Source organism: Streptomyces typhae (assembly GCF_009755605.1).
Classification (GTDB): domain Bacteria; phylum Actinomycetota; class Actinomycetes; order Streptomycetales; family Streptomycetaceae; genus Streptomyces; species Streptomyces typhae.
Genome location: NZ_WPNZ01000004.1, coordinates 331,309 through 352,866, shown reverse-complemented (window position 1 = coordinate 352,866; position 21,558 = coordinate 331,309). Strand labels below are relative to the sequence as shown.

Genomic DNA, 21,558 nt, shown 5'->3' with positions numbered 1-21,558 from the left:
GGCGTTCGCCGGGGCGAGCCGTGCTCAGTACACGCTGTGTTCGCGCGCCGGCCGCGGCAGGGGTCTGCGCGTGAACGCCATGGGTTGCAGCGGCAGCGCGGTCAGAACGTCGGCGACGCCGGTCACCAGGGTCTCCGGTGTGTCCGGGGCGCGTGGTGCGGGTGCGGCGGCGTCCGGTGCGGGCGTCTCGTGCGCAGGCGATCCCGGCAGCGGCCGCTGCCGGGAGTCGGCCGGTGACCGCTCGTCGTGCGCGGGCTCCCGCTGCTCCACGACCCGGCTCTCGCCGTCGGCGAGGAGGACGGCCGCGCCGCCGGAGGCCGCCGGAGCGGCCGTACGGTCGCCGGACCCGGAGCCCGTGGCCGTGGCCGTGGTCGGCTCGTCGGCGCCGGAGGGCGCGGCGTTCGTGTGCGCGCTGCCGATGCGCTCCGTCGTCAGCAGGATCAGCCCGCCGGCGGCGACGATGCCGCAGGCCAGCGCGAGGACGGTGCCCGACGTCCCGTAGCGGAAGGACTCCCCGAACAGGGTGAGGCCGACGGCGGCCGCTATCACCGGGTTCACGACGGTCACCGCCGACAGCGGTGCTGCGAGGCCCGCGCCCTTGTACGACGCCTGCGAGAGCAGCAGGCCGCTCACCGCGAGGACACCGATGACCGCGAGGCTCGGCGCCTGCCGGGCCAGCGAACCCTGCGCGTCCCAGTCCACGGCGACGGTCTTGGTGAACACCGAGGAGACACCGAAGGCGATGCCCGCCGCCGTGGCGAGCAGCATGCTGCGCACCGCCGGGTGCCGGTGCACGGCGTGCGCGAGCAGCATCAGCGCGACCACGGCGCCGCCGGTGCCGAGCGCGAGCACCACGCGCTCGGTGTCGGCGAGCGACTGCGAGGCGGTGGCCCGTGTCAGGGACAGCATCCCGGCGAGGCCGACCGTCGCCATGATGGCGCCGCGCCACGCGGTGGCCCCGGCCCGGCGGCGCACGAACATGGCGGCCATCGGCAGGGCGAACACGATCGTGAGGGCCCCGAGGGGCTGCACGAGGCTCAGCGGGCCGAAGGCGAGCGCCACCACGTGCAGCAGCCCGCCGAGGCCGTTGAGGACCACCGCGACCCACCAGGCGCCGTTGCGCAGCGGCATGTACTGCTGCTCCGCGGCCCGTGCCGCCACCTGCTCCTGGATGATCGCCCCGCCGGCGTACGCCACCGCGGAGACGAGGGAGAGCACGATGGACAGCGCGAGGGCACTCATGAGGTGCTCCGCGGCGCGCGGCACGACCGGCGAACGCGGTCGGCGTGGTCCCTGTGCACCCGGGGCGACGAGTGCGGCGAGCGGTCGGCTTCCATGTTCACCACGATGTCGCGCGGAGCGTGTTCCGTCGTCGTCCCTGAGCAGTCAATGTGTCCTACTCCCGATGGAGTACGGGTACTCACATGTCCTCCCCAGGTCTGGTTACGCACCGAGAACGCTCTCCTGCTGTACTGCTGCGGTGACCGCACACACCTCTGTGATCGACTGGGACACCGTCGGGTCCGTCGGCGGCTTCTTCGCCGTCAGAACGGGCGAACCCTCTGGTGGGAGCCATGTTCCGCTGGCTCTCGTGTACACGGCAAGGCCACCTGAGGTGGGGCCCGACCAGGGCTCCACCGGGCCTGTGGCGGGCCTCGACCAGGGCTTTGGCGATCCCCTGGTCTTCCGGGTCGCGAAGGTCGCCGGACGGCTCGGCGCCCCCGAGGACCGCGTCGCCGCGTCCGTGGCGCAACTCGGGCTCGCCGCCCGCCTCTGGTCCCTCGCGCTCGGCCCGGCCGCGCTGTACGGACGCGTGCCCGACCTCGACCCGGCCCTGCTGCGCTGGGACGCGGACGGCACCTCGCCCGACGACCTGTGGCTCGCCGGGACCCGGACCCGGCCGGCCGACGCCGCCGGCCTCCTCGCGGCCGTCCAGGACGCCCATCTCGCCCCGCTCGGCGCCGCCCTGCGCGCCCGCTTCCGGATCTCCCCGGCCCTGCTGCGCGGCAACGCGGGCTCGGCCCTGGCGGGCGCGGCCCGTGAACTGCACACCTGGGCCGCCCGCGAGGGCCGCCCCGAGGCGGGCCGCCGCGCCCTCGCCCTGGCCGCGGAACTCTTCGCCCACCCCGCCCTGAGGGCCACCGGCACCCTGGAGGGAACCGCGTTCCGGCGCCGCAGCTGCTGTCTGTACTACCGCTGCCCGAGCGGCGGCCTGTGCGGCGACTGCTGTTTCGACCGGCCGCCGCAGCGGTCTTCCCACGGGGCGGAGTCTGGGTGACCATGAGGGAGCCGGCCGACGACGGGGGGCTCCGCTCGTGAAAGTGGGACTGCTCACCCGCGAGTTCCCGCCGGACGTCTACGGCGGCGCGGGCGTCCATGTCGAGTTCCTGGCGCGGGAGCTGCGCGCGCTCACCGACCTCGACGTGCACTGCTGGGGCGACGGCGCGGGCGACGGCGTGACGCGCCACCACGCCTGGGCCGACCTCGACGACGCCAACGACGCGCTGCGCACCCTGTCCGTGGACCTGTCCATGGCGGCGGCGCTCGCGGGCCGCGACCTCGTGCACTCCCACACCTGGTACGCCAATCTGGCGGGCCACGTCGGCAAGCTCCTGCACGGCATCCCGCACGTCCTCACCTCGCACTCCCTGGAGCCGCTGCGCCCCTGGAAGGCCGAGCAGCTCGGCGGCGGCTACGCCGTGTCCAGCTGGGCGGAGCGCACCGCAGTCGAGGCCGCCGACGCCGTCATCGCCGTCTCCCGCGGCATGCGCGAGGACATCCTGTCCTGCTACCCGGCCGTCGACCCGGCGAAGGTGCACGTCGTCCACAACGGCATCGACACCGGCCTGTACCGCCCGGACCACGCCACCGACGCCCTGGACCGCCACGGCATCGACCCCGGCCGCCCCTACGTCCTGTTCGTCGGCCGCATCACCCGCCAGAAGGGCGTGCCCCACCTGCTGCGCGCGGCCCGCGCCCTTGACCCCGGCGTCCAGCTCGTGCTGTGCGCGGGCGCCCCCGACACCCCGGAGATCGACCAGGAGTTCCGCACCCTGCACGAGGAACTCGGCCGGACCAGGGACGGCGTCATCTGGATCCCGCGCATGCTGCCGCGCCCGGAGGTCGTGCAACTCCTCACGCACGCCACGGTGTTCGTGTGCCCCTCGGTGTACGAACCGCTCGGCATCGTGAACCTGGAGGCGATGGCGTGCGGCACCGCCGTGGTCGCCTCCCGCGTCGGCGGCATCCCCGAGGTCGTCTCGGACGGCACCACGGGCCTGCTCGCGCCGTACGACCCGCTCAGGCCCGACCGCTTCGAGCACGACCTCGCCGTGCTCCTGAACCACCTGGCCGCCGACCCGCAGCGGGCGGCGGCGATGGGCTCGGCCGGACGGCACCGGGCCGTGCGCGAGTTCGGCTGGGACACGGTGGCGCGGCGCACCGTGGACGTGTACGAGGAAGTCATGGCGTTACGCAAGTCCGACTAGCGACCAGGGGGCGGCCATGCGCGGTGGACCTTCGGTGCTCGGCATCGTGCTCGCGGGCGGGGAGGGCAAGCGGCTGATGCCGCTCACGGCCGACCGGGCGAAACCGGCGGTGACCTTCGGCGGCACCTACCGCCTCGTCGACTTCGTGCTCTCCAACCTCGTCAACGGCGACATCCTGCGCATCTGCGTCCTCACGCAGTACAAGTCGCACTCCCTGGACCGGCACGTCTCGACCACCTGGCGGATGTCGAGCCTGCTCGGCAACTACGTCACCCCCGTCCCGGCCCAGCAGCGCCTCGGCCCCCGCTGGTACCTGGGCAGCGCCGACGCCATCCTGCAGTCCCTGAACCTCGTCCACGACGAACAGCCGGACCACATCGCGGTGTTCGGCGCCGACCACGTCTACCGCATGGACCCGCGCCACATGCTGGCGCAGCACGTCGAGTCCGGCGCGGGCGTCACGGTCGCCGGGATCCGGGTGCCGCGCGCGGACGCCGCGCAGTTCGGGATCATCACGCCCGCCGGGGACGGCACCCGGGTGCAGAGCTTTCTGGAGAAGCCGAAGGACCCGCCGGGGCTGCCCGGCTCCCCGCACCAGGTGTACGCCTCGATGGGCAACTACATCTTCGCCACCAAGGTCCTCGTCGACGCGTTGCAGCGGGACGCGGAGGACCCCGACTCGGTGCACGACATGGGCGGTTCGATCCTGCCGTCCCTCACCGAGCGCGGCCTCGCGCAGGTCTACGACTTCGCCGACAACCACGTACCCGGCGAGACCGCGGGCGACCACGGCTACTGGCGCGACGTCGGCACGCTCGACGCCTACTACGAAGCCCACATGGACCTGATCTCCGACCGGCCCGCCTTCAACCTCGACAACCGCCGCTGGCCCATCTACACCCACTCGGGACAGCTGCCGCCCGCCAAGTTCTGCGCGGGCGGCATCGCGGGGGAGTCCGTCGTCAGCCCCGGCTGCGTGATCCGCGGGCAGGTCACCCGCTCCGTCCTGTCGCCCGGTGTGAGCGTCGCCGAGGGCGCCGTCGTGCAGGGCTCGGTGCTGCACGACAACGTGCGGGTCGGCAGGGGAGCGGTGGTGCGCGGCGCGGTCCTCGACAAGAGCGTCGACGTCCCGCCCGGCGCCACGATCGGCGTGAACCCGGAGCGGGACGAGGAGCTGTACACGGTGTCGAAGGGCGGCGTGATCGCCCTGGGCAAGGGCCAGCAGGTGCCGGTCGACGGGACGTCGCTCACGTACCCCTAGACCCCGGGGCACATGCCTGCCCCCAGACCCCGGGGCACGCGCCTACAGGACGCGCCGCCTGCGCCCCAGCCATGTCTGCGCGACGACGACCACCGCGAGGAAGCCGCCGCTGACGACCTGCTGGTAGGCGGAGTCCAGGGAGCCGATCTGGTTGATGACGTTCTGGATGACCTTCAGGAGCAGGACGCCGACGAGGGAGCCGCTGAGGAAGCCGAAGCCGCCGGACAGCAGGGTGCCGCCGATGACGACCGCCGAGATGGCCTCCAGCTCCATGCCGGAGCCGAGGATGGTCACGCCCGACACCAGCCAGGCCGCGTTCAGGGCGCCCGCGAGACCCGCGCACAGGCCCGACAGGGTGTAGACGGCCGTCTTCGTGCGGGCGACGGGGACACCCATCAGGGCCGCCGCGTCCTCGTTGCCGCCGACCGCGTACACGTACTGACCGAAGCGGCTGCGGCGCAGCACCACGGCGCCCGCCACGAAAAGCCCCACGGTGATCCACACGGGCGCGCCGACGCCGAGCACCTTGCCCTGTCCGAGCGTCGCGAAGAACGAGTCCTCGTCGACCAGATAGGTCCTGGAGCCCTCGTCGGTGACGGCCAGGAGGATGCCGCGGGCGCCGAGCATCGCGGCGAGCGTCACGATGAACGGGGCGAGGCGCGAGCGGGAGATCAGCAGCCCGTTGACGAAGCCGACGAGCCCGCACACGGCGAGCGGCAGGAGCAGCGCGACGGCGCTGCCGTACCGCGACCCCCACGCGGCGAGCACCCCGCCGAGCGCGAACAGCGAGCCCACCGACAGGTCGATGCCGCCGGTGACGATCACGAACGTCGTGCCGAGCGCGACCACGGCGAGGAACGCCGAGGACACCGCCATGTTCTGCATGTTGTCGGTCGTCATGAAGGTGTCGAAGCTCAGCCAGGCCGCGAGCACCGCGACCACCAGGGTCACCAGGGCGCCGTGCTGCTGCGCGAACGCGCTCACGCGCTCGGCCCGCGCGGGACCCGGTGGGTCCGCGTCCGTGCCGCCGTCCGCGGGCCGCACGGGGCTCCGCGGGCCGGGTGGGCCGAGCGGACTGCGCGGGCTGTGGGTTCCGACCGTCATCGCCTGCCCCTCTCACGTGCCGCGTACACGGCCAGGATGATCACCACGGCCTGGGCGATCTGCGTCCACGACGGCGGCAGATCGTGCTTGATGAGCGTGGCCGTGAGCAGTTGGATGAGGACGGCCCCCGCGACGGTGCCGCCGACGCGGACCCGGCCGCCGCTGAGCGGGGTGCCGCCGACGACCACCGCGGTGATCGCGGACAGCTCCATCAGATGGCCGAGCGACGTCGGGTCGCTCGCGGTCAGGCGTGCCGTCGCGAGGACGCCCGCGATGGCGGCGAGCGCGCCGGAGCACACGTACACGAGGACGAGCACGCGGCGGACCGGCAGCCCCGCGAGCCTGGCCGCGGGACGGCTGTCGCCGATCGCGAGCAGCTGCCTGCCGAAGGTCGTACGGCGCACGACGAACGCCACGAGCAGCGCGAGCGCCGCCGCGATCAGCACCAGGTAGGGCACTCCGAGGACGTCGCCGGAGCCGAGGGAGGCCATGGTCGGGTCGCGGACGTCCTTGAGCTGGGGGAGCAGGACCAGGGCCAGTCCCCGGCCCGCGACCATCAGGGCGAGCGTCGCGACGATGGGCTGCACCCCGACGAACGCCACGAGCGCCCCGCCCGCCATGCCGACGGCGACCCCGCCGAGCACGGCGACGATCAGCGCGATCCACATCCCGTACCCGAGATACAGGGAGAGCAGCGACGTGGACAGGGCCATCACCGACCCCACCGACAGGTCCACGCCCTCGCTGCCGATCGCCAGGGCCATGCCGAGCGCCACGATCATCACGGGCGCCACCTGCACGGCCTGGGTGCGGAAGTTCTCCGCGGACACGAAGTGCGGGGTGAAGGCGATGTTCACCAGGAGCAGGACGGCCACGCCCAGATGGACGCCGTGGTCCTGGAGGATCCGCAGCAGGCGGTCGCGGTCGACGCGGACACGGCCGCCGACATCGATGTCAGTCATCGTCGCCTCCGGAGGCGGTGCGGACGGCGGGCACGTCGACGGGCACATCGGCGGGCACATCGGCGGGCACGTCGGCAGGCATGGCCGCGACGGCGCGCAGCAGCCGGTCCTCGGTGACGGCGTCCCCGGCGAGTTCCTCGACGACGGCGCCGTCCTTGAGGACCACCACGCGGTCGCTGCCCTCGATCAGTTCCTCCATGTCGGAGGAGATGAGCAGCACACCGAGCCCGTCGTCGGCGAGTTCGTCGATGAGCTTCTGCACCTCGGCCTTGGCGCCGACGTCGATACCGCGCGTCGGCTCGTCCAGGAGCAGCACCTTCGGGTTCATGGCGAGCCAGCGGGCGAGCAGCACCTTCTGCTGGTTGCCGCCGGACAGCTCGCCGACCTTCTGGTGCGGACCCGACGCCTTGATGCGCAGGCGCTTCATGAAGGTGGCCACGACCCGGTCGATGCGGGCCTCGTCGACCAGGCCGAAGCGGGAGAGCCCCGGCAGGGCCGCGAGCGCGATGTTCTCGCGCACCGAGAGACCGGGCACGATGCCCTCGGCCTTGCGGTCCTCGGGCAGCAGGCTCACCCCGGCGCGGATGGCGGCGGGCGTGGAGCCGGTGCGCACCGGCACCCCGGCGACGACGACCCGCCCCGAGTCCGGCGGCAGGGCGCCCGCGATGGCCTTCGCGGTCTCGCTGCGTCCGGAGCCGAGCAGGCCGCCGAGCCCCACGACCTCCCCGGGCCGCACGGTGAGGGACACTCCGTGCAGTTGGTGACGTACGGTCAGCTCCTCGGCCCTGAGGACCGGTTCGGCCGCGGTGTCGTGGCTGCCGCTGAACCTCGTCAGGCCTTGGTCGCGGACGTCGCCGAGCTCCCGGCCGAGCATCAGCGAGACGAGCCGCAGCCGGTCGAGGCCGGCGATCGGGCCGGTGTGCACGGACCTGCCGTCCCGCAGCACGGTGACGGTGTCGCACACCTCGTACAGCTCGTCCAGGCGGTGGCTGACGTAGATCACGGCGATGCCGCGCTCCCGCAGCATCCGGATCACCCCGAACAGCGTGACCACCTCGCGCGGTTCCAGGGACGACGTCGGCTCGTCCATGACGACGACCCGCGCGTCGACCGACACGGCACGGGCGAGCGCCACCATCTGCTGGACGCCGACACCGAGTTCGCGCAGCGGTCTGCGCACGTCGACCCGTACCCCGAGGTCCCGCAGGGCCGCGTCCGCCTCGCGGTGCATCCGGCGGAAGTCGATCAGACCGAGGCGGCCCCGGGGCTCCCAGCCGAGGAAGAGATTGCGGGCCACGCTCATCAGCGGGACGAGGTCGACCTCCTGGTAGATGGTGGAGATGCCCGCGTGCTGGGCCTCCAGAGGGGTGGCGAACTCCACCTCGCTGCCGTCGTACGTGAGGACGCCCGCCCCCGGGGCGGCGGGCGGATCGGGCCGGTACACGCCCGTGAGCACCTTGATGAGCGTGGACTTCCCGGCGCCGTTCTCACCGATCAAGGCGTGCACCTCGCCCGCCCTGACCGTGAAGTCGACGCCGTCAAGGGCCCGTACGCCCGGGAACGTCTTGCTGAGCCCGGCCGCCGAGAGGACGGCGGCCGGGCCCGCCGGGTGCGCGGGCACGTCAGTACGCCTTGCCGAGGTCCGACTCCGCGTTGTCCTTGGTGTAGGCGCTGTCCTCGATGACGATCTCCTGGTCGACCTCGCCGCCCTTGGTGAAGGTGTCCAGGGTCTTGAAGGCGAGCGGCCCGAAGCGCGGGTTGGACTCCACGACGCCGTCGATCCAGCCGTCGACGATGCCGCGCACGGCGTTCCTGGTGCCGTCGATGGTGACGATCTTGATGTCGCCGGCCTTCTTGCCCGCGCCCTTGAGGGCGCCGACCGCGCCGAGGCCCATCTCGTCGTTCTCCGCGTAGATCCCGTCGATGCCCGGCTCGGACTGGATGAGCTGCTCGGTGACCTGCTGGCCCTTCTCGCGGGCGAACTCGCCGGTCTGCTTGAAGACGACCTTCAGGCCCGGGGCCTTCTCCGCGACGCGCTCCTCGAAGCCCTTGGTGCGGTCGGTGGTGACGTTGTTGCCCGCGGCGCCGAGCAGGATCGCGACCTCGCCCTTGCCGCCGGTCGCCGCGATCATGCGGTCGGCGGCGCGCCGGCCCTGTTCGACGAAGTCCGAGCCGATGAAGCTCACATAGTCCTTGCAGGCGGTCGCGTTGATCTTGCGGTCGATGGTGACGATCGGGATGTGCTTGGACCTCGCCTGGCGCAGGACAGGATCCCAGCCCTCGGAGTTGAGCGGGGCGATGACGAGCAGGTCCGCGCCTTTGGCGATGAGGTCCTGGACGTCGCTGATCTGCTTGGAGAACTGCGACTGGGCGTTGGCGGTGAGCAGCTTGACGCCGCGCTTGTCGGCCTCGGCCTTGATGGAGGCGGTCTCGGCGATCCGGAACGGGTTGGCTTCCTTCTCCGACTGCGAGAAGCCGACGGTCGCGGACTTCAGATTGCGTTTCCCGGCGCCGTAGTCGCCGATCACACAGGTCTCGCGGTCGCCCGCGCCGGGCGAGGAGACGACCTGGCCCGCCTCGCCCTCGGCCGCGGACTTGCTGCCGGAGCCGGAGTCGCCGTCCTCCGACTTGGCGCAACCCGACGCGGTGAGGGCGAGCGTCGCGGCGAGGCCGGCGGCGAGCAGGGTGCCGGGCGCGGTACGGCCCGAGGTGCGGCGAGAGTCCGAGGTACGGCTAAAGAAGGTGTTCGGCTTCATGGGAGTCCCCAAACGGCACGGCCCCGGCGCACACTGAGAGCGCTCACGGGAGTTACGGGTTTGCGGTCAACTCAGCTGTACGGGGAGCTTTTTACATCGTTGAAAGGGTGCTGTAAACCCTCCGCGCACCTCCACCCGCCCACGGCTGCCCTGCCACCGCGGCCCGCCCTGCTCACCTTCTGCCGAGCGTGCTCTCCCGCTCCACCAGCCGGAACTCGGCGGTGAGCGTGCGTCCGCCGGGCTCGCCCCCGCCCCCCAGACGGCGCAGGAGCGAGGCCACCGCGAGCCGGGCGATGGCCAGTTTGTCCGGCGCGATGGTGGTGAGCGTGACCGCGCCGAACTGCCCCTCGGCGATGTCGTCGAAGCCGACCACCGCCACGTCCCACGGCACCCTGAGGCCCCGCTCGTGCAGCACGCGCATCGCCCCGATCGCGACCAGGTCGTTGTAGGCGAACACCGCGTCGGGCCGCACACCGGAGTCCAGCATCCGGGCCATGGCCTGCGCGCCGTCGTCCCGGTTCCAGCCGCCGACCGGCCCCACCAGGGACTCCGGCGCGGGCAGGCCCGCCTCGGCCAGCTCGGCGCGCCAGCCCTTCAGGCGCAGGTGGGCGGGGCGGTTCGCGGAGTCCGTGCGGGCGCCGAGATAGGCGATGGAGCCCCGGCCGCGGCTGATCAGATGGCGCACCGCGACCCGCGCGGCGGCGACGTTGTCGATCGCGATGTGGTCGTAGGGCAGGTCGTACTCGCGCTCACCGAGCAGCACCAGGGGCACGTCCGCGTCGATGCCGTCGCGGCCCTCCAGGTCCTCCGCCTCCAGTTCGAGGGGGCTGAGGATCAGACCGTCGATGACCCGCGCCCGGAAGCCCTGGCTGACCAGGACCTCCCGTTCCCTTTCGCCGCGGGTGTGGTCGAGCAGGACGGTGAAGTCGTGCTCGGCGGCGGCGTCGATCACGGCTCCCGCGAGCTCGGCGAAGTACGGGTTCCCCAGCTCGGGGACGGCCAGGGCGATGATCCCGGTGCGGCCCTTGCGGAGGTGGCGCGCCGCCAGGTTGGGGCGGTAGCCGAGCTCGTCGATGGCCTGCTGCACACGGGCCCGCATCGCCGGGGTGACGTGCTGATACTTGTTCACCACGTTCGAGACGGTCTTGATCGAGACGCCCGCCCGTTCCGCGACATCCTTGAGGCTCACCCGCACGTGCCACTCCTCGCGTCGATGTGCGCCCCGGCCGGCCGGGGCGTCCGGCGGCGGTCGCCGCGGACCCTGGACAGCACGCCGGAGCCGTGCTGTCATGCCAACTGCCGTTCCTTCCAACGTTGTACAGACTCGTTGTACCGACTGGAGCGACGAGCCGCCACCCTTCCTCGACAAGGAGGATCCGTGCGCCTTAGACGATCCGGAACGCTCCGCCACCACCTGGCCCTGCTGCTCACCGCGGCCCTGCTGTCCTCGGGGCTCGCCGCCGCGTCCACCGCGACGGCGGCCGGGGACGACCCCGCCGCCACGGCCGGGCAGGGACCCGAACCCCAGGGTCTCAAGGGCGAGTACTACACCCAGTCCGCCCCGGGTGCCTTCGACTTCCACCAGCTCAAGGCCACCGGCTTCGACCGGAACATCGACTTCGACAACCTCGAACCGCGCCTCGGGTTCGCCACCGGCAAGTCCGACGACGCCACCGTCCGCTGGACCGGGAAGGTCGTCCCGGAGAAGTCCGGTGCCCACACCTTCTCCATGATCGGAGACAACGGCTTCCGGCTCTGGATCGACGGGAAGACCGTCATCGACCACTGGGTCGACGACTGGGACCGGGAACAGACCTCCGAGCCCGTGGAGTTGACCGCGGGAAGGGCCCACGACATCAAGGTCGAGTACTTCGAGCACTACGGCGGCTCCCACCTCCGTCTGCGCTGGACCGAGCCCGGTGGGTCCAAGAAGGCGATCCCGCAGTCCGCCTTCCGCCTCCCCGACGGCTTCGACTACGACGGGGCCACCGCCGCCACCGTCCAGCGCGACGGCCGCGCCCTCAAGCTGGAGTTCGGCCAGGAACTGAGCGCGCCGCCCGCCGGACTCGCCGATCACCTCGAAGCGGTGATCGGCGGGGCGAAGTGGCCCCTGGACTCGGCGCGCCCCGACCCGAGCGACCCGCGCGCCCTCCTCGTCGGCCTGAAGCAGCCCGTCGTCGGCAACAAGACCGGCACCGCCCGCGGCACCGCCGAGCTGCGCTACGACGGCAAGGGCGGCCTGAAGGGCGCCGACGGCGACCTGGTCGACGCGTTCTGGAGCAGCGGCTCCAACAAGTCGACGTACGAGCTGCGCTCCAAGTGGGCCGACGAGGTCGGCCCGGACAACGCGCTGCCCGAGTACCCGCGCCCCCAGCTCAAGCGCGCCGACTGGCGCAATCTGAACGGCAGCTGGCAGTTCGCGGGCGCCGCGGCGGGCGAGCGGCCGCCGGTGGGCAGGAAGCTCAAGGAGAAGATCCTCGTCCCGTACCCGGTGGAGTCGCAGCTCTCCGGCGTCCAGCGGCACGAGGACCGCATGTGGTACCGCCGCACCTTCACCGTCCCGGCGGGCTGGAAGGTGGGTGGCAAGCGCGGCGAGCAGCGTCTGAAGCTGAACTTCGGCGCCGTGGACTGGCACGCGAAGGTGTACGTCAACGGCACCGAGGTCGCCGACCACAAGGGCGGCTACGACAAGTTCAGCGCCGACGTCACCGACGCCCTGAAGCCCGGCAGGACCCAGGAGCTGATCGTCGGCGTGTACGACCCGACCGACGCCCCGAACGGCGAGAACCCGCCGGTCGGCAAGCAGCGCCTGGACCCCTCGGGCATCTGGTACACGCCGTCGTCCGGCATCTGGCAGACGGTGTGGATGGAGCCGGTGGCCCGTGACCACGCCGAGTCCCTGAAGATCACCCCCGATGTGCGCGGCAAGCAGGTCACCGTCGAGCCGAGGGGCGTCCGCGCGGGCGTGCCGGTGCGCGCGGTGGCGTACGCGGGCAGGAAGCGGGTCGCGTCGGTGAGCGGCCGTACCGGTGAGCCGCTGCGGTTCACGATCGCCGAGCCGCGCCTGTGGTCGCCCGACGACCCGTTCCTGTACGACCTGCGCGTCACCGTCGGCCAGGGCGGACGGGCCGGGCGCACGGACACCGTACGCAGCTACTTCGGCATGCGGTCGCTGACCGTCGAGAAGATCGACGGCACCCCGCGCACGGTCCTCAACGGCAGGCCCACCTTCCTGATGGCCACGCTCGACCAGGGCTTCTGGCCGGACGGCCTGCACACCGCGCCGACCGACGAGGCCCTCGCGTACGACCTGAGGATGCACAAGGAGATGGGCTTCAACTCGGTCCGCAAGCACATCAAGGTGGAGCCCGACCGGTGGTTCTACTGGGCGGACAGGCTGGGCCTGATGGTGTGGCAGGACATGCCGTCCATGCGCTCCGACCGGAACCCGGGCGCCGCCGCGCGGGCCCAATTCGAGCACGAGATGAAGCAGATGATCGACGAGCACGCGAGCAGCCCGTCCGTCGTCATGTGGGTCACCTTCAACGAGGGCTGGGGCCAGTACGACCAGGCCCGCATCGCCGAGCAGGCCACGGCCTGGGACCCGACGCGCCTGGTCAACGGCATGTCCGGGCTCAACCTCGGAGCGGACGGCGGCAAGGGCGACATCATGGACGAGCACGGCTATCCGAGCCCGGCCATCCCGCCCCGGCCGGACGGGCGACGGGCCCTGGTCAACGGCGAGTACGGCGGCCTCGGCCTCGCGGTGCCGGGCCACGCCTGGTCGGTGCAGCAGAGCTACGTCGACGTCGACCCCGCCAAGTACACCGAGGAGTACCTCACCAAGCTCCGCGAGGTGCACGCCCTCGCCTGCAAGGGCGGCAACGGCGCCGTCTACACCCAGATCTCCGACGTGGAGGGGGAGCTGAACGGCCTGCTCACCTATGACCGCAAGGTCGTCAAGCCCGATGTGCCGCGCCTGCGCGCCGCGCACGAGGCCCTGATCAAGGACGCCTCGCAGGCGCCCGTGCGGGGTTGCGCCTGACGGCTCGTCCGACGGATCGTCGCGCCACGGCCCGCCTCCGAGAGCCGGGGGCGAGCCGCGGCCAAAGATTAACTGAGAGTATCTAGATCGTACTTGACTGTAATTGGCGGTGGGTGATTGGCTGCTTGCTCCCGTTGTCGACTCGGGAGCAAGCCATGACCTCTGAGGGCTCAGATTTGCTCGCACCGCTCGACCTCGCGTTCTGGAGCATCGATTCTCCCGAACACCCCATGCACCTGGGGGCCCTGGGCGTCTTCGACGGCGCGGCGCCCTCCACCGCCGCGCACGCCGCCGATCTGCTCGCCGCCCGCGCGGCGGCCGTCCCGGGCCTGCGCATGCGGATACGGCGGGTGCTGCTGCCGTTCGGCGGCGCCGAACGGCAGCCCGCGCCGGACTTCGACCCGCTGGACCACGTCCGTGTCGCCGCGCCCGCCAGGGATCTCCAGGCCGCGGCGGGCGCGCTCATGCAGCGCCCCCTGGACCGGGACCGGCCGCCGTGGGAGGCGCACGTCCTGCCCGCCGCCGACGGGGCGTCGTTCGCGGTGCTCTTCAAGTTCCACCACGCGCTCGCCGACGGGCTGCGCGCCCTCACCCTCGCCGCCGCGGTCATGGACCCGGTGGAGCTTCCGCCGCGGCGCGAGCCGCCGCCCGCCGTGGACCGCCCGTGGTGGCGCGCGCTCGACCCGCGCCGGCTGCCCGGCGCGGTCGCCGGGGGAGTCCGCGCCACGGTCGCCGACGTCGGGCAGGTCCTCGACATCGGCACGTCCGTGGCGCGCGCGGGCTGGGGCGTGCGCTCCTGCGACGCCCTGACCTCGTGCGCCACCGGCACCCGCCGCACCGCGGGCGCCGTCCTCGACCTCGACGACGTGCACCGCGTGCGCAAGTCGACCGGCGGCACCGTCAACGACGTCCTGATCGCCGTCGTCGCCGGGGCGCTGCGCCGCTGGCTCGACGAGCGCGGCGACAGCAGCGAGGGCGTCGAGCCGCGTGCCCTCGTCCCGGTCTCGCGCCGCCGCCCGCGCACCGCGCAGCCGCAGGGCAACCGCCTGTCCGGCTATCTGGTCCGGCTGCCCGTCGCCGACCCCGACCCGCTCGCCAGGCTCGGCGCGGTGCGTGCCGCCATGGACCGCAACAAGGAGGCGGGGCCGGGGCGCGGGGCGGGCGCGGTCGCGCTCCTCGCCGACCACGTGCCCCCGCTCGGTCACCGGGTCGGCGGGCCCGCCTTCGCGCACGCCGCCCGGCTGCTCTTCGACGTCCTGGTGACCAGCGTGCCGCTGCCCAGCCTCGGCCTGCGCCTGGCCGGGTGCCCGCTGACGGAGGTCTACCCCTTCGCGCCGCTGGCCCGCGGCCAGGCCCTCGCGGTCGCCGTGTCCACCTATCGCGGCCGGGTGCACTACGGCCTGGTCGCAGACGCCGCGGCCGTGCCCGACCTGGACCTGCTCGCGCGGTGCGTGCACGCCGAACTGGCCGGGCTCGTCGTGGCGTGCGAGGACACGCGTCGGGGCTCCCCGGGGGACGCCCGGAGGGCCGGGGGCGACCGTTCGGGTTTGGTGCCGGGCCCCCGCCCTACGTAAAGTTCCGCTTTTGGAGCTTCCGCGGTCACTTCAGACGAGCCGCGGTACGAGTGCGGTGAGGAACGACAGCGCGATGACGGTGACAGAGGACAGCCCGCGGCAGAGCGCCTCGCCGACTTCGACGGGTGCTCTTTCGGAAGCCCTGCCAAAAGCTCCGTCGCAGGCCCCGGCGGAGGCTCCGTCGGGAGCCCTCGTGGACGCTCCGTCACAGACTCCCGCGTACGGGCCCGGCATCGACCCCGAGCGGCTCGCCGTCTGCCTCGCCGTGCTCGCCGAGCTGGACGGACTCGACGTCGACCACCCCGACGCGATCACGGTACGCCGGGCGACCGCGGGCATCTACCGGACGGTGAAGCAGCGCCGCCGCCAAGAGCGCCGCGCCGCCAAGACCGCCCACGACAAGGCCGTCACCGAGGCCACCGCCACCGGCTCCGCGCAGCGCATCGACGACGAGACGGAAGGCATCCTGCCCTCGTCTGCGACGGAGAAGGGGGAGATCGCGGGGATACTCCAGCGCCCCCGCTCCTGCTACACCTGCAAGACGCGGTACGTCGAGGTCGACTACTTCTACCACCAGCTCTGCCAGGACTGCGCCGCCGAGAACCGCGCCAAGCGCGACGTCCGCGCCGACCTCAGTGGCAAGCGCGCCCTCCTCACCGGCGGGCGCGCCAAGATCGGCATGTACATCGCGCTGCGGCTGCTGCGCGACGGCGCGCACACGACGATCACGACGCGCTTCCCCAAGGACGCCGTCCGCCGCTTCAAGGCCATGGAGGACTCGGCGGACTGGCTGCACCGCCTGGAGGTCGTCGGGATCGACCTGCGCGACCCCGCGCAGGTGGTCGGCCTCGCCGAGCAGGTCGCCGAGCGGGGCCCGCTGGACATCCTGATCAACAACGCGACGCAGACGGTGCGCCGCCTGCCCGCCGCCTACGCCGCGCTCGTCGAGGGCGAGAGCGCCCCGCTGCCCGCGGGGGAGCTGCCCGCCCACCAGGTGATCGGCGCCTTCAACTCCGGCGCCGTCGGTGATCTCGGTGCTCCCGCCGCGCTGCCCGTCGGCGTCAGCGGCCTCGACGCACAGGAGGTCGCCGATCTCGCCCTGGTCGCGGGCAACGCCAGTGTCGAGCGGCACCGCGACGGCAGCGCCATCGACGCGGGCGGTCTGGTGCCGGACGTGGTGGACAGCAACACCTGGGTGCAGACCATCGAGCAGATCTCCCCGGTGGAGCTCCTGGAGACCCAGCTCTGCAACTACACGGCGCCGTTCATCCTGATCAGCCATCTGCGCCCGCAGATGGCCGAGGCCGCGAGGAAGGCGGAGAGCGGGCGCGCCTACGTCGTCAACGTCTCGGCCATGGAGGGCGTCTTCGGCCGTGGCTACAAGGGCGCGGGGCACCCCAACACCAACGCCGCGAAGGCCGCGATGAACATGGTGACGCGGACCAGCGCCCAGGAGATGTTCCAGTCCGACGGCATCCTCATGACGTCGGTCGACACCGGCTGGATCACCGACGAGCGCCCGCACTTCGACAAGCTGCGCCTCGCCGAGGAGGGCTTCCACGCCCCGCTCGACCTGGTCGACGGCGCGGCCCGCGTCTACGACCCGATCGTCCGCGGCGAGGTGGGCGAGGACCTGTACGGCGTGTTCCTGAAGGACTACAAGCCCGGCAAATGGTGACGAGTCCATAGCAGGGATGTCCGGATTCCTCCTCTTGGGCGAGCGCCATCGAGCGCGGCCGCGCTCATTTGGTTAACCTGGTGCGAACGGACGGCCACAGGGCGCACACCGGCACTCTCTCCGCCGTCCCGGGACAGGCTGCGACCCACGGCCGCGATCCCGCCCCGACACGGCGCCACCGCGACCGCGAAGACCAGTGTTCTTCCGTTACGCGACACAGAGGAGTGCGCGGTGACACCAGATCCGACCAAGCAGGAGAAACGACCGGCCGATCACGGCGGCGAGGGGGGCGGGCGGCCCCACAGGCTCCGCAGTCTGGAGGCGTGGGCCAAGGCGGCACCCATCCGGCTCGCCGGGTACGAGGATGACCTCGCCGAGCCGCACATCCTCCCCGGCATCGACTGACCCTGCGCACCCTGTACGCAGCCACCGTGCCCCCGTCGCGTCACGCGACGGGGGCACGGTGCTTCCCGGAAGGTCCGCAGGTTCGGCTCATCCGCAGGTTCAGATTTCCCGAATAAATTCTGCAAAAATACTTTTGCGGAATGCCCGGACCGCTCTACGCTCGGACCATGACCGACCACGGATGGCGCCTGCGCGTGCTCGACCCCGAGCGGGAACCCGCCGCGATCAAGGCCCTCACGCACCCGCTGCGGATCACCCTGCTCGGCCTGCTGCGCAGGGACGGCCCCGCCACCGCGAGCGAACTCGCGGCCAAGACGGGCGAGTCGTCCGCCTCCACCAGCTACCACCTGCGCGTCCTCGCGAAGCACGCGTTCGTCGCGGAGGCGGAGCACCGCGACGGACGCGAGCGGCGCTGGCGCTCGGTGCACGACGTGACCACCTGGGACCACGCGGCGATGGAGGCGTCCCCGGTAGGCAGGGACTTCGCCGTCACCATGGCCCGGCGGCAGATCGAGCACCTCGGGGCGTCCCTCGCGCAGCACGAGGCGGACATGGCCGCGGGCCGCATCGGACCGCAGTGGCGGGAGCACTCCGGCATCACCGACCTGATGCCGCGCCTGACCCCCGAATCGCTCGGCGAGCTCCAGCAGGCCTTCGAGGACAAGCTGGCGGAGCTCAGGGCACGGGACGCGGGGGACGACCGGGCCGAGCAGGTGACAGTGCTGCTCGCGACGCTGCCGGTCGCGGAGCGTGCGGGGGGTGAGCCGGAGGATGCCGGGGGAGTGCCGGGGGGCCCGGCAGTCCTGGGAGTCTCGGAGGTGTCCGGGGTCTCGGAAGTCCCGGAAGTCCCGGGAGTCCCCACGCCGCCCCCGCCGAGCGGGGCGGACAGCCCTGCCGGGGTGGACCGGCCCGCGCCGAGACGCGTGCGGGGGCACACCCATGACTGACGGGGCCACCCCCACCACCGGGGCGACCGGCGGCGCCGGGCCCGCGCCCCGGGCCGACGACGCCCTCGATCCGCTCACCGCCCGGCGGCGTTACGTCGTGGTGTGCGCGCTGTTCTGGCTGCCGCTGGGCATGGCGATCGCCCCGATGGTGGCGCTGCTCACCGAACGCGGCCTCGGCCTCGCGGCGGTCGCGGGCTGCGTCGCCGCGCACTCCCTCACCGCTGCCGTCCTCGAACTCCCCACCGGCGGCCTGTCCGACGTCCTCGGCCGGCGCGCGGTCCTCGCCGCCGCGGGCCTGCTCGACCTCGTCGCCCTGGTCCTGCACGCCCTCGGCACCACCGTGTGGGTCCTCGCCCTCGGCATGGCCCTGAAGGGCGCGGGCCGCGCCCTGTCCAGCGGCCCCGCCGAGGCCTGGTACGTCGACACAGTGCACGCGAGCGCGGGACCCGACGCCGAGCTGCGCACCGGCCTGGCCCGCGGCAACGCGGCGACCGCCGCGGCGCTCGCGGCCGGAGTCCTCGTCGGCGGCGCGCTGCCCTGGCTCCTCGGCCTCGGCCCCGACGTCGGCGCCCGCGTCGAGGAGGCCACCGGCGGGCTCGTGCTGCCGCTGTCCGCGCCCGCGCTGCTCGGGGTGCTCGTCGAGGTCGTCTTCCTCGGGTACGTGCTGACCGCGCTGCCCGAGCCGCCCCGGCCGCGGGCCACCCTGCGCGGGGTGCTGCGCGGTGTCCCCGCCACCGTCGCGGCCGGGCTGCGCCTCGGCGGCACGGACGCGCTGGTGCGGCGGATCCTGCTCGGCGCCGCCGCCGCGGGCAGCGCCCTCGTCACCGTGGAGGTCCTCACCCCCGGCCGTGCCGTCGACCTGACCGGCGCGCCGGAGACGGGCGCGGTGCTCTTCGCGGGCCTCGCCTGCGCCGGGTTCCTGTGCTCGATGGCCGGGAGCAACCTCGCGCCGCCCCTCGCCCGGCTCACGGGCGGCAGCGAACGGGCCGTCCTCGCGGGCCTCGGCGCGGCGGCGGCCGGGCTGCTGCTGCTCGGCGGCACCGCGGCAGCGTGGGTGCCCTCGGGGCCTTCCGGACCGGTCCCGCTCGCCCTCGCCGTCGTCGGCTACGCGCTCGTGTACGTCGGGCTCGGTGCCGCGGGCCCCAGCGAGAACGAGCTGCTGCACCGGCGCGTCGACAGCGCGGGCCGCGCCACCGCCCTGTCGGTGCAGTCCCTCGCCCTGCAACTCGTCGGCGCGGGCACGGGGCTGGTCGCCGGCCACCTCCCCGCGGGCGCCCCGCGCTGGCTCCTCGGCGGCACCGTCATGCTCGCGGGCGCCCTGCTGTGGGTGCGCCGCACCTCCGCGCCTGGGTCCGCCCCCGCCGCCCCCGAGTCCGCCGCCCCCGACTCCACCGCCCCCGACTCCACCGCCCCCGAGTCCGCCGACCTCGCGGGCGCCCACCCCGTAGAGACCACCCCGTAGAGACCACCTCGTAGAGAAGAGAAAGGCACCCCTTGATGCGCACCCTCCACGTCGTCACGCACCCGGAGGCGACCCATCACGTCGAGAAGCTGGTCGGCGGCTGGTACGACTCCGAGCTGACGCCCGCCGGGCGGCGGTCCGCGGCGGCGATCGCGCGGGCGCTGCGCGCCGACATCCCCGACGGCGCGGACGTGGAGATCGTCTCCTCGGACCTGAAGCGCACCGCGCAGACGGCGGACGCCGTGGCCGAACTGTTCGGCGTGCGGCCGCTCCTCGACCCGCGGCTGCGGGAGAAGTCGTACGGCGAGGCGGAGGGCAGGCCCCAGGAGTGGCTCGACCGGTGCTTCGTGCCGCCACCGGCCGAGGGCGACCGGATGAACCACCACGAGGGCCCGCGCGGCGCCGAGACCCGGGGCGAGTGCGCGCGCCGCGTCCACGCGGCGGTGGCCGACCTGCTGCGCCGCCCCCGTACGCACCAGATCGTCGTCACGCACGGCTTCGCCCTGACCTTCGTCGTCACCGCCTGGATCGGGATGCCGCTCGCATCCGTGGGTTCGGTCAGCTTCCCCGTGCCCTCCGGCAGCATCACCCTGCTGCGCCAGGACGACTTCTTCCACAACCGGGGGGTCGTGCGGGTGGGAGACGTACCGGAGCCGTGAGGCTCATGAAGCACGGTCCCCCGGCGCCGGCGCGAGGACCCACATCCGGTGGTCCCAGCCGATGTCGTGGCAGGCACCGACCGTGAACCCGGCGTTCTCCGCCAGGGCGGTGAGCCGCGCGGCACTCCGTACGCCGGAGCCGAACGCGCACTTCATGCGCAGGTGGTCGAGCGGGGCGTCGGCGTCGTCCGGGTCGGCGGCGGTGACCTGTTCGACCAGGAGCAGGGTGCCGTCGGCGGCGAGCGCGGCGGCGGTCCCGGCGAGCAGGTGCGCGGCGTCCTCGTCGGCGAGCCACGCCAGCTGGCCAACGCCTTCCTGCCCGAACCCCGGCTGTGGGCGGTCTTCCTGTGCGTGGCCCTGGACGGCGTGGCCACCGGTGTGAGCGTCACCGCGCTGATGGCGGTCGCGCCGAGCCTGGTGCGCCAGGAGCAACTCCCCGCAGCCGGGGCGCTGCTCTCCCTGACCGGGGAGATCGGCTCCATCGCGGCGCCCTTCCTCGGGGGCGACGACGCTGCTGCTTCGCCGCGTCGGACCGCTGCCGCCGCTGCCGCAGGGGCGGGACGCCGAGGCTCCCGGGGGCGCGGTGGGTTGCTCGGGGGAGGGCGCGGGCGTCGGTTCGGGCAGGGGCGCGGACGACGGCTCGCTGCTCGTGGCGTTCCGCCACGCGGTGCGGGACCGCGTCGTCGGCGACCAGCGGCTGGGTGACGCGGGCCGCGCGCCCGGGGCGGCTGCTGCTCGCCGCCGCGTTCACCGGCGGCCTCGCGACCGCCGGGTTCGGGCTCAGCGGCCAGGTGGCGGTCGCCGCCGTGGCGCTGGCGGTCGCGGGCGCGGCGGGCACGGTGTACGAGATCCTCGAGTACGCCCTCGTGCAGCAGCGCACACCGGACCGGCTGCGCGGCCGGGTCGTCGGCGTCCTCACCACGCAGGGCACCGCAGGGGACGTGCTGGGCGACGTCGAAGTCGCCCTGGTGGCCCGCTGGTTCAGCCCCGCGGGCGCGGCCGTGGTGAATGGCGTGGTGTGCGCGTCGGCGGCGGCGCTGGTGGCGGTGTGCGTGCCGGGACTGCGCCGGGCGACACTGCGCGGGGCTGCTGCCTCGGTGCCGGGCGCCCCGGCGCCCGGGGCGCGCACGCTTTCGGGAACGGCGGCGCGTACGCTGCCGGAGCCCGCGGCCCGAAAAGCGGAGGCCCCGGACGCCGCGTCCGGATAGCTTCGCCCG

The 21,558-nt window shown here is 73.3% G+C and carries 18 protein-coding genes; 11 read left to right on the top strand and 7 right to left on the bottom strand.

Annotation, left to right across the window (positions count from 1 at the left end):
- Nucleotides 1-24: 24 nt before the first annotated feature.
- Nucleotides 25-1,242 carry a DMT family transporter gene (locus GPA10_RS09950; protein ID WP_157165140.1) on the bottom strand — a complete coding sequence of 406 codons (1,218 nt, stop codon included), beginning with the start codon at nucleotides 1,240-1,242 and terminating at the stop codon, nucleotides 25-27.
- Between the two features lie 238 nt (nucleotides 1,243-1,480).
- On the opposite strand from GPA10_RS09950, the gene GPA10_RS09945 reads away from it, so the two are divergent.
- Genes GPA10_RS09945 through glgC form a run of 3 tightly spaced genes read left to right on the top strand, consistent with a single transcriptional unit; the run spans nucleotide 1,481 to nucleotide 4,749 of the window.
- Entirely contained in the window at nucleotides 1,481-2,278 is a 798-nt protein-coding gene (locus GPA10_RS09945; protein ID WP_343040608.1) for a (2Fe-2S)-binding protein, read from the top strand.
- A 37-nt stretch (nucleotides 2,279-2,315) separates the two neighbouring features.
- Nucleotides 2,316-3,488 (top strand): glycogen synthase, encoded by a 1,173-nt coding sequence (gene glgA / locus GPA10_RS09940; protein ID WP_343040607.1) that lies wholly within the window; start codon nucleotides 2,316-2,318, stop codon nucleotides 3,486-3,488.
- Nucleotides 3,489-3,504: 16 nt separating this feature from the next.
- The gene (glgC, locus tag GPA10_RS09935) at nucleotides 3,505-4,749 is read left to right on the top strand and encodes a glucose-1-phosphate adenylyltransferase (RefSeq protein ID WP_157165139.1); all 1,245 of its coding nucleotides are present in this window, start codon (nucleotides 3,505-3,507) and stop codon (nucleotides 4,747-4,749) included.
- 42 nt (nucleotides 4,750-4,791) lie between these two features.
- Here glgC and GPA10_RS09930 read toward each other — a convergent pair whose 3' ends face one another.
- The 5 genes from GPA10_RS09930 to GPA10_RS09910 all read right to left on the bottom strand — a co-directional run bounded on the left by GPA10_RS09930 (nucleotide 4,792) and on the right by GPA10_RS09910 (nucleotide 10,766).
- Nucleotides 4,792-5,853: an ABC transporter permease gene (locus GPA10_RS09930; protein WP_157165138.1), complete on the bottom strand. Its 1,062-nt coding sequence runs from the start codon at nucleotides 5,851-5,853 to the stop codon at nucleotides 4,792-4,794.
- Nucleotides 5,850-6,815 (bottom strand): ABC transporter permease, encoded by a 966-nt coding sequence (locus GPA10_RS09925; protein ID WP_157165137.1) that lies wholly within the window; start codon nucleotides 6,813-6,815, stop codon nucleotides 5,850-5,852. The genes GPA10_RS09930 and GPA10_RS09925 overlap by 4 nt, the downstream gene beginning before the upstream one ends.
- A complete protein-coding gene (locus GPA10_RS09920) occupies nucleotides 6,808-8,436 on the bottom strand; it encodes a sugar ABC transporter ATP-binding protein (protein ID WP_343040606.1) in 1,629 nt (542 codons plus the stop codon). Before GPA10_RS09920 ends, GPA10_RS09925 begins: the two co-directional genes overlap by 8 nt.
- Before the next feature lies 1 nt (nucleotide 8,437).
- Nucleotides 8,438-9,571 carry an ABC transporter substrate-binding protein gene (locus tag GPA10_RS09915; RefSeq protein ID WP_157165136.1) on the bottom strand — a complete coding sequence of 378 codons (1,134 nt, stop codon included), beginning with the start codon at nucleotides 9,569-9,571 and terminating at the stop codon, nucleotides 8,438-8,440.
- 172 nt (nucleotides 9,572-9,743) lie between these two features.
- Nucleotides 9,744-10,766: a LacI family DNA-binding transcriptional regulator gene (locus GPA10_RS09910; RefSeq protein WP_058852195.1), complete on the bottom strand. Its 1,023-nt coding sequence runs from the start codon at nucleotides 10,764-10,766 to the stop codon at nucleotides 9,744-9,746.
- 183 nt (nucleotides 10,767-10,949) lie between these two features.
- On the opposite strand from GPA10_RS09910, the gene GPA10_RS09905 reads away from it, so the two are divergent.
- The 7 genes from GPA10_RS09905 (at nucleotide 10,950) to GPA10_RS09875 (ending at nucleotide 20,341) form a co-directional block, all read left to right on the top strand.
- Nucleotides 10,950-13,616 carry a PA14 domain-containing protein gene (locus GPA10_RS09905; RefSeq protein ID WP_343040605.1) on the top strand — a complete coding sequence of 889 codons (2,667 nt, stop codon included), beginning with the start codon at nucleotides 10,950-10,952 and terminating at the stop codon, nucleotides 13,614-13,616.
- A 155-nt stretch (nucleotides 13,617-13,771) separates the two neighbouring features.
- Nucleotides 13,772-15,190 carry a wax ester/triacylglycerol synthase family O-acyltransferase gene (locus tag GPA10_RS09900; protein ID WP_157165133.1) on the top strand — a complete coding sequence of 473 codons (1,419 nt, stop codon included), beginning with the start codon at nucleotides 13,772-13,774 and terminating at the stop codon, nucleotides 15,188-15,190.
- Between the two features lie 73 nt (nucleotides 15,191-15,263).
- Entirely contained in the window at nucleotides 15,264-16,868 is a 1,605-nt protein-coding gene (locus GPA10_RS09895; RefSeq protein ID WP_425505710.1) for an SDR family NAD(P)-dependent oxidoreductase, read from the top strand.
- Between the two features lie 231 nt (nucleotides 16,869-17,099).
- The gene (locus GPA10_RS09890; protein ID WP_157165132.1) at nucleotides 17,100-17,273 is read left to right on the top strand and encodes a hypothetical protein; all 174 of its coding nucleotides are present in this window, start codon (nucleotides 17,100-17,102) and stop codon (nucleotides 17,271-17,273) included.
- 167 nt (nucleotides 17,274-17,440) lie between these two features.
- On the top strand, nucleotides 17,441-18,220 hold the full coding sequence (locus GPA10_RS09885) for an ArsR/SmtB family transcription factor (protein WP_157165131.1): 780 nt from the start codon (nucleotides 17,441-17,443) through the stop codon (nucleotides 18,218-18,220).
- Nucleotides 18,213-19,682 (top strand): MFS transporter, encoded by a 1,470-nt coding sequence (locus GPA10_RS09880; RefSeq protein WP_246258966.1) that lies wholly within the window; start codon nucleotides 18,213-18,215, stop codon nucleotides 19,680-19,682. The genes GPA10_RS09885 and GPA10_RS09880 overlap by 8 nt, the downstream gene beginning before the upstream one ends.
- A gap of 35 nt (nucleotides 19,683-19,717) precedes the next feature.
- Nucleotides 19,718-20,341: a histidine phosphatase family protein gene (locus tag GPA10_RS09875; RefSeq protein ID WP_157165130.1), complete on the top strand. Its 624-nt coding sequence runs from the start codon at nucleotides 19,718-19,720 to the stop codon at nucleotides 20,339-20,341.
- Between the two features lie 3 nt (nucleotides 20,342-20,344).
- Here GPA10_RS09875 and GPA10_RS09870 read toward each other — a convergent pair whose 3' ends face one another.
- The gene (locus GPA10_RS09870; protein WP_198351555.1) at nucleotides 20,345-20,773 is read right to left on the bottom strand and encodes a methyltransferase; all 429 of its coding nucleotides are present in this window, start codon (nucleotides 20,771-20,773) and stop codon (nucleotides 20,345-20,347) included.
- 269 nt (nucleotides 20,774-21,042) lie between these two features.
- Here GPA10_RS09870 and GPA10_RS09865 point away from each other — a divergent pair, with 269 nt between their 5' ends.
- Nucleotides 21,043-21,549 (top strand): hypothetical protein, encoded by a 507-nt coding sequence (locus GPA10_RS09865; RefSeq protein WP_198351554.1) that lies wholly within the window; start codon nucleotides 21,043-21,045, stop codon nucleotides 21,547-21,549.
- The last annotated feature ends 9 nt before the right edge of the window (nucleotides 21,550-21,558 follow it).